This window comes from Nocardia thailandica NBRC 100428 (assembly GCF_000308795.1).
Taxonomy (GTDB): Bacteria; Actinomycetota; Actinomycetes; order Mycobacteriales; family Mycobacteriaceae; genus Nocardia; species Nocardia thailandica.
Genome location: NZ_BAGK01000231.1, coordinates 1 through 7,186, shown reverse-complemented (window position 1 = coordinate 7,186; position 7,186 = coordinate 1). Strand labels below are relative to the sequence as shown.

Sequence of the window (7,186 nt, the reverse complement as noted above, 5' to 3'; positions counted from 1 at the left end):
AACTCGGCCACCGCCTTGGTGGTCTTCTTGGCCCGGTCCTCGTAGGCGCCGGCGCAGCCGACCCAGAACAGGTATTCGTAGCCGTCGAAGCTGTCGGCGTCCTTACCGTAGACCGGGATCTGGAAATCGAGTTCGTTGATCCAGTTCAGCCGGTCCTTGGCGTTCTGGCCCCACGGGTTGCCCTTGTTCTCGAGGTTCTTGAACAACCCGGCCAGCTCGCCGGGGAACTCCGACTCGATCAGCACCTGGTAGCGGCGCATGTCGATGATGTGATCGACGTGCTCGATATCGACCGGGCACTGCTCCACACACGCGCCACAGGTCGTGCACGACCACAGCACCTCGGGATCGATGACGCCGTGCACGTCCTCGCCACCGACCAGCGGACGCTCGGCCTCGGCGCGGGCGGCCTCGGGAATCTTGGCCAGCGCCGATTCCTTGACGTTGCCCTCGGCGTCGACCAGGCCGATCTCCTCGCCGCCCATGTCCTTGCGGCCACCGGCGAGCAGGTAGGGGGCCTTGGCGTAGCCGTGATCACGCAGCGACATGATCAACAGCTTCGGCGACAACGGCTTACCGGTATTCCACGCCGGGCACTGCGACTGGCAGCGACCACACTCGGTACAGGTCGTGAAATCGAGGATGCCCTTCCAGGAGAAGTCCTCGATCTTGCCCGCGCCCATGATGTCGGTGTCGGCGTCGACGTTCTCCATGTCGAGGACCTTGCCGTTGGACATCATCGGCTTGGCGGCGCCGAGGGCGACACCGCCGGTGTCCTCGCGCTTGAAGTAGATGTTCGGGAAGGCCGAGAACCGGTGCCAGGCCACGCCCCAGGTGATGTTGCGGCCGACGACGAACAGCCAGACCATGCCGGACATCAGCTTGATGAACGCGAAGATCGAGATCAGCGTGACGTTCGCCGGGATGATCTTGGCGATCTGGCCGGTGATCGGGTCGGTCCAGGCGGAGTGGCCCTCGAGGGCGAGCACGCCGGACTTCACCAGCACCATGCCGATGCCCTCGGTGAGCACGACCCACTCGACGAAGTACGCCGGGCCGAACTTGGAACCGCTGAAGCGGGAGAGCCGCTCGGGCAGGCGGGGGTGGTTGAGCTGGCGGATGATCATCAGCGTCGCGATGCCGACGACCGTGCCGACGCCGAGGATCTCGTCACCGAGGTGGAACCACCAGGTGTCACCGATGAACGGCCACGACCAGGTCGGCTCGAAGGTCTGCCCGTAGGCCATGAACCAGAACTGCGCGCCCGCCAGGAAGCCGATCATGACCAGCCAGTGCGCCCAGCCGACGGTGCGGAACTTGTTCATGCGCGTGTGCGCGATGAACTCCACCAGCATCTGCTTGAAGCGCGGCACGAACGGCCGCCACCGGTCCGGTGCGGACTGGCCGACCATGATGATCCGCACGATGTTGCGGGCGCCGCCCAGGAACGACGCCCAACACAGGAGGCTGAGCAGCGCTCCAATCGTGCCCAGCGTCACTGTCAGGGCATTCATGTCGCGACCTTTCTTTAGAGGCAACACGAGAGTCAGGGCGACGGATCGCCCGGTTGGCTCGTATCGTAACCGGCAGTAAGTTACTCACCAGTAACATATGTTGTCCAGCGTAAGATCGACTTTCCCGCCTTGACCTCGTTTACTGGGGCTTGACCGGGTTTTCGGCTGTGAGGAACATCACACAAATGTTTCGCAACCGGTAACCCAAGTCCGCTGGTGAACACCGTAAACCGCGCGCTCGGGCGCCTGTTGCTAAGGACAGGCTTACTCCGCGAGCGGTGATTACTTCTGGCCTCTTGACGGCCCGTCTATTAGGCTCCAGTCGTTCTGTCTGCTGTGCCGATCTTCACACTGCTCGGGGAGGGTTCGGGGGCATCTCACAACGAGTGCGTTCCGGATGACGAGTCTCGCGTGTCGAAAAAGCACCTGTGCCACACCTGATGATGGGAACTCAATGAACTTCCGCAGCACCACCGCGGCGGCCGCGCTGGTCATCGGTGCGATGACGGCGTCGATGGGTACGTCCTACGCCGAGCCCGCCGCGGCTCCGGCGCCTGCTCAGGACATCAAGTACTCCGTGAAGCTGGTCGACAAGACCGTCGTCGCCACCCTGCAGAACGGCACCTTCTCGATCGTCGAGCAGCCGGGCGAGACCCCGGAGGCTCCGAAGACCAAGGTCGCCGAGATCAAGGACACCACCGGCAACGTGGTCGTCTCGCTGCCGATCCAGTTCTCGGTCGCCGGCACCGACGTGCCGACCAAGGCCGAGGTCGTCAAGGACTCCACCGTGCTGGAGCTGACCCCGGAGAAGCCCGCCGGTGTCGACCTGGCCGGTCAGCCCGTCGGCGTGAAGCCGGTCGTCAAGGCCGAGTCGATCGCCTCGGTGCAGGAGAACCAGAAGGCGATCAACGACTTCTCCTCGAAGTTCAGCATCGGTACCGCCATCGGCACCTTCGTCGGCACCGCCATCGGCGCCGTCGTCGGCTGCGTCTTCGGTCTGCCGCTGTTCGGTGTCGGCTGCCTCGCGGGTCTGCCGCTGGGTGCCGCGGTCGGCGGCATCGTCGGCATGGTCGCCATCGGCGGCCCGACCCTGCTGGCCGCGGGCATCGAACTGCTCCAGGTGATCCAGGCGCCCGAGGGCACCACCGCCTGGGCCGAGAAGCCCAAGACCAACTGATCTTTCCCGATCCCACTCAGGGCCCGCTCCGAACGGAGCGGGCCCTGAGTCGTTTCCGGGTCCCGACCCATATCCCGGGTACCCCCGGCCGGGTTTCGTCCGGCAGCGAGCCGTGTAGCGGCCGCTACGCGCGTCGACCCAGGTCGCCGCGCACGTGATCTTGACTGCGCCGCATCACGTTACGTTCCCCGGGACAGCGAGAAGGCCGGTAGCTCAGGGCTACCGGCCTTCTCGTGGGGCTCTTGCGCGCTCGTGCTCGCGCGGTCAGTTGGTGCGGACCGCCAGACCCGGGTTGTCCGACAGCACCACACTCAGCGGCTGCGCGAACAGCTGCGGGGTGTCACCGGTGATGGCGCCGATGATGTTGGGGATCTCGCAGATCGGGTAGTCGGCGACCGAGGAGGCGCTCGAGATGCCCAGCGCCAGGCGTCCGGTCACCACCGCGCCGCCGGAGTCACCGGGCAGGGCGCAGATGTTGGCCGAGAAGCTCTGGGTCAGCTGGCGGTCGCCGACCTGCACGGTCTGGTCGACGGCGTTGACCACGCCGCAGCTGAAGCCGGTGCGGGCGCCGGACTTGCAGACGGGAGCGCCGACGACCGGGATGGCCACACCCTCGACCGCGATCGGGGCGCCGCCACCCGCGCGCACGAGGTTGTTCTCGAAGCGGCCGCGGGCACCGTCGTTGACCTTGATGATCGAGTAGTCCTGGTTGCCGAGCACCGACTTCTGGAACGAGCCGAGCTGAGCGCCCGCGCGGTCGCCGTTGAGTTCGTAGACGCCCGCCGCGTCACCGCTGCCCGCCGAACCGAGGTCGGGGTTGCAGTGACCCGCGGTGATGTTGACGACGTTGCCGCCGCGGTCGGTGCCGTTGAAGCCGAGCGAGCAGCGCAGCGAGGTGCGGCCGTAGATCGAGGCGTAGCCGTCGCCGCCGGCCAGGGTGCCGTCACCGGCGCCCGCGACCGGCGTCGCCTGCAGCTGGGCCTGTTCGCCCGCGACCGGCGGCGCGGTCACGACGACGCGGGCGGGATCGATGAAGCTGGGCAGCGGGAGGCCGACCTGGTCGACGCGGACCGCGATCGCGTTGTTGACGGTGTCGATCACGACGCCGCGCACCAGCGCCGAGACGGCGGCGGGCTGGGCGTCGAGCCAGGTCTGGAACGCGGACTTCTCGCCGCGCAGGGTCTGCTCGCTCTTGGCGACGTTGCGGACCTCGAAGCCGGCGGACTCGGCGGCGCGCCGGGCCTCGTCGGCGCCGGGGCCCTGCGCCAGCGCGACCACGGCCTTACCGTTGTCGGCCAGCCAGGCGCCACCGAAGACCTGCGGGAACTGCCGCTGGGCGGTGGTGGAGAACGCGGCGACCTGCTGCGCGACGTCGGCGCGGCGCAGGTACTCCTCGGGGGAGATCTTCAGGTCCCTGGTCACGGCCTCGATCAGCTGCGCGGGCAGGTCGGCACCGGGCGCGGGCGCGGCATCGGCGACGGCCATGGTCGGGCCGAACATGAGAATCGCCGCCGAAGCGGCGATCACGGACTTGCGCGCTCGCGAGGAGCGCCGGGCGAGCGAGGGTCGACCCATACGTGGCAAGAGCATGATGCGAATGATATGGGCTCGTGGCGGTTATGCCTACTCGGACGGGGCAAGTTACCTGACTCACCCCATCCGGGTACCGATCAGTGACCTGCCGCGCCCGTGCGGACCGTGACGCCGCTGCCGACCCCGCCGCCGGAACGGGCGTCGATGTCGCCCAGGATGGCCCGGATCGGGATCCCGAGGGACGCGGTGCCGCCGTAGGGCGCGAGCTCGGTGTTGGCCTCGGTGCAGTTCGGCGCCTCGGACGCGTTGGAGCCGCTGGTGATGCCGATGGCCAGGGTGCCGGAGAAGATGGCGCCGCCGCTGTCGCCGCCGAGGGTGCACGCGGTGCTGGCGAAGCCGCGGATCGTCTTGGACACGCCGTCGGCGGTGTAGAGCTGGGTCTCGACCCGGTCCGCGGAGACGAAGCCGCAGGTGAAGGTGGAGGATTGGCCCGTCTTGCAGATGGGCGCGCCGGTGACCGGTTCGGCGGTGCCGGTGATGGTCACCGTGGTGCCGTTGGCGCCGCGCACCCGGGGCAGGTCCATGCCCGCGTTGACCGCGCGCTCGTTGAGGCGGATCACCGACCAGTCGAGTGCCGACGCGCCGCCCAGGTTCGAGGCGGCGAAGCTGCCGACCTCGGGGCTGTTCGGGATGTCGCGCACGTTCGGCACGTAGACCGGCGCCTTGCCGTCGGACTCCACGAGTGGATTGCAGTGCCCGGCACTGATGTTGAGCGCGTTGCCCGCGGCGTCGGTGGCGTTGAAACCGAACGAGCAGACGTCGACGCCGCGCAGGCTCGTGTCGTGCAGGTCGGTCGCGGCGGTGATGTAGGTGTCGCCGCCCATCGGGCGCTTCTCCACCGGGCCGCCGCTGCCGGGCGACAGCACGACCTTCACGTTGGCGATCAGCGTCGGGATGTTGAGCGCGTGCGCGGCCGGGGTATTGGCCACGTTGAGCACCAGCTGGCTGTTGAGGAAATCGACGGCGACCGAACCGATCGCGGTCGACAGCGGCTGGGGCAGGTTGGCGACCCACTGAGCCAGCTGCAGCAGCGCGCCCTCCAATCCGCCGGCGGAGATGGGGGCCAGATGCGTCTGGTAGCCGTCGGCGGCGGCCAGGTTCGCGGTCTGCTGGTCGGTGGTCGCGATGACCGCCTTGCCCTCGGCGGTCAGCCAGGCGCCCGCGAACGTCTCGGGGTGCTCGGCGCGGAAGCTGTCGGCGTAGTCGCGGAGCTGCTGGGCGCGCGCCGCGCGGTCGAGGTACTCGGTCGGCGACATGCGCAGGTCGCGCGAGATCGCGGTGACGAGTTCGGCGGGCAGCTCCGACACCGAAAGCTGCGGGGGCACAGCGGGTTCGGCGGAGGCCGGGCCGGAGCCGAGCAGAGGTGCCAACAGGACGGTCGCGGCGAATCCGACGGAAGCAGCCTTGACCGCGGCGCTACGCGCCACCAACTTGCGCATGGAATCCCTTCGTCGGCACCGGGTGACCGAGGCCACCTTAGCCGGTGGCGGGGACGGTCAGCGCATCACTCTAGGGCAAGGACGGCATACCGGCGCGGTTACGGCGATCGCGGAGCGATCAGTACTGACCGGGCAGCGGCAGCGGCGCGGGCATCATGCCGCCGGGGTAGGTCTGGAACGGCAGGTACGGCTTGGTCGTCGAGGTCCGCGACGGGCTGGTCGGCGTGGTCGTCGTCGCGTCCGGGGTGGTGCTCGGCGGCGGAGGCGGCGCCGGTTCCGTCGTCGTGGTCGGCTCCGGTTCCTCGCTCGTCGTCCGTGGCGAAACCGGTGCCTGCGTGGTGGTTTCGGCGGGCGGCGGGGCGAGGGGCGGCGCGGGGGTCGTGGTCAGCGCGGTTTCCGGCTGCGCGTCGGTCACCGGCAGCTGCGGGACCTGCTCGCCGCCGCGGAGGAGGAACGAGACGAGCACCCCGCCGAGGATCAGGCCGAGCGCGGCGGCCGCGGCGATCAGCATCGGCGTCCGCGCGCGCACCGGCCGCGCCGTCGGCCCGGAATCGGGCTCGGCGGCCGGAGTCGGCGGCAGGACCTCGGTCGGGGTGGGCACCGCGGGCACCGCGGCCGAGTACGCCTGCGGCACCGGGACCGACAGGGCGGGCATCACGTCGGTGGCCACCAGCGAGTTCTCGGTGACGATCGGATCCGGCGGCGTGGCGCCCGCCGGGGTCGCCAGCACCGCGACCAGCGCCGCGTTCGCCGCCGCCGACGCGTACGCCTTGCCCGCCCCTGGCGCGTCGGCGTCGACGGGCATCTCGTCCTCGCCGAGCAGCGCCACCGACTTCAGGCCCAGGTAGTCCAGGGCCTCGCGCACCGCGCGCACCGTCGCCTCCGACCACTGCGGGGGATGGGTCGCGTAGAACTCCGCCGGACCGCTGAGATGCTCGCTGGCCAGATTGATCAGGCAGAACATCGCCGTGGCGAACAGGTCCTCGGCGCGATAGGCCTCGCCGCCGTCGACATCCACCCCGGCCGGGTCGCCGATGGCACGCACGAACTCGCGGATCGAATGCGCGTCCGCGGGCGGCTCGCCGCCCAGCGCGGTGTCACCGTCGTCGGCACCGGCCGCCAGATGCAGCACGGACTCCCGCACGATGTAGTGCGTGGTCCCGTCCTCGGTGACAACGGCGGCGATGCTCTCGTCGTCGGCGACGCGCAGGCCCACCCCAGTGGCCATCACGGATTCCCTTCAGGTCACACCGCCAGCGAGCCGTGTCCCATGGCGCGGAGCATCGACAATAGTTCCGATCGCGACCGCGCGCCGATGCGCCGCCGGATTCGTGCGACGTGATGCTCCACTGTTTTGGCGGAAATGTACAGCCGGGCGCCGATCTCCCGATAGGTCAGCCCGAGCAGCATCAGCTCGGCGACCTCGCGTTCCCGCTCGCTCAGCATGCGCGGCTCCACCGCGG

6 protein-coding genes are annotated in these 7,186 nt (G+C 69.2%); 1 reads left to right on the top strand and 5 read right to left on the bottom strand.

Features of this window, described 5'->3' with window-relative positions; translation table 11 throughout:
* Positions 1–1,514: 4Fe-4S dicluster domain-containing protein (locus ON36_RS26955; RefSeq protein ID WP_043659255.1), on the bottom strand; the 1,514-nt coding region annotated here is incomplete at its 3' end.
* A 454-nt stretch (positions 1,515–1,968) separates the two neighbouring features.
* On the opposite strand from ON36_RS26955, the gene ON36_RS26950 reads away from it, so the two are divergent.
* A complete protein-coding gene (locus ON36_RS26950; RefSeq protein WP_043659252.1) occupies positions 1,969–2,691 on the top strand; it encodes a DUF8020 domain-containing protein in 723 nt (240 codons plus the stop codon).
* Positions 2,692–2,955: 264 nt separating this feature from the next.
* On the opposite strand, the gene ON36_RS26945 is transcribed toward ON36_RS26950, so the two are convergent.
* The 4 genes from ON36_RS26945 to ON36_RS26930 form a co-directional block, all read right to left on the bottom strand.
* Complete coding sequence (locus ON36_RS26945; protein ID WP_157225025.1) at positions 2,956–4,281, bottom strand: S1 family peptidase; 1,326 nt, start codon at positions 4,279–4,281, stop codon at positions 2,956–2,958.
* 80 nt (positions 4,282–4,361) lie between these two features.
* Positions 4,362–5,723, bottom strand: coding sequence for a S1 family peptidase (locus tag ON36_RS26940; RefSeq protein ID WP_043659247.1), 1,362 nt, complete (start codon positions 5,721–5,723; stop codon positions 4,362–4,364).
* Positions 5,724–5,841: 118 nt separating this feature from the next.
* Positions 5,842–6,951, bottom strand: coding sequence for a hypothetical protein (locus tag ON36_RS26935; protein ID WP_043659244.1), 1,110 nt, complete (start codon positions 6,949–6,951; stop codon positions 5,842–5,844).
* 17 nt (positions 6,952–6,968) lie between these two features.
* On the bottom strand, positions 6,969–7,186 hold a 218-nt coding region (locus tag ON36_RS26930; protein WP_043659240.1), incomplete at its 5' end, for a helix-turn-helix domain-containing protein.

Excerpts from the sequence above, each read along its gene's own strand:
- ON36_RS26950 (WP_043659252.1), top strand. The coding sequence starts at position 1,969 with ATGAACTTCCGCAGCACCACCGCGGCGGCCGCGCTGGTCATCGGTGCG.
- ON36_RS26945 (WP_157225025.1), bottom strand. The coding sequence starts at position 4,281 with ATGCTCTTGCCACGTATGGGTCGACCCTCGCTCGCCCGGCGCTCCTCG.
- ON36_RS26935 (WP_043659244.1), bottom strand. The coding sequence starts at position 6,951 with ATGGCCACTGGGGTGGGCCTGCGCGTCGCCGACGACGAGAGCATCGCC.
- ON36_RS26940 (WP_043659247.1), bottom strand. The coding sequence starts at position 5,723 with ATGCGCAAGTTGGTGGCGCGTAGCGCCGCGGTCAAGGCTGCTTCCGTC.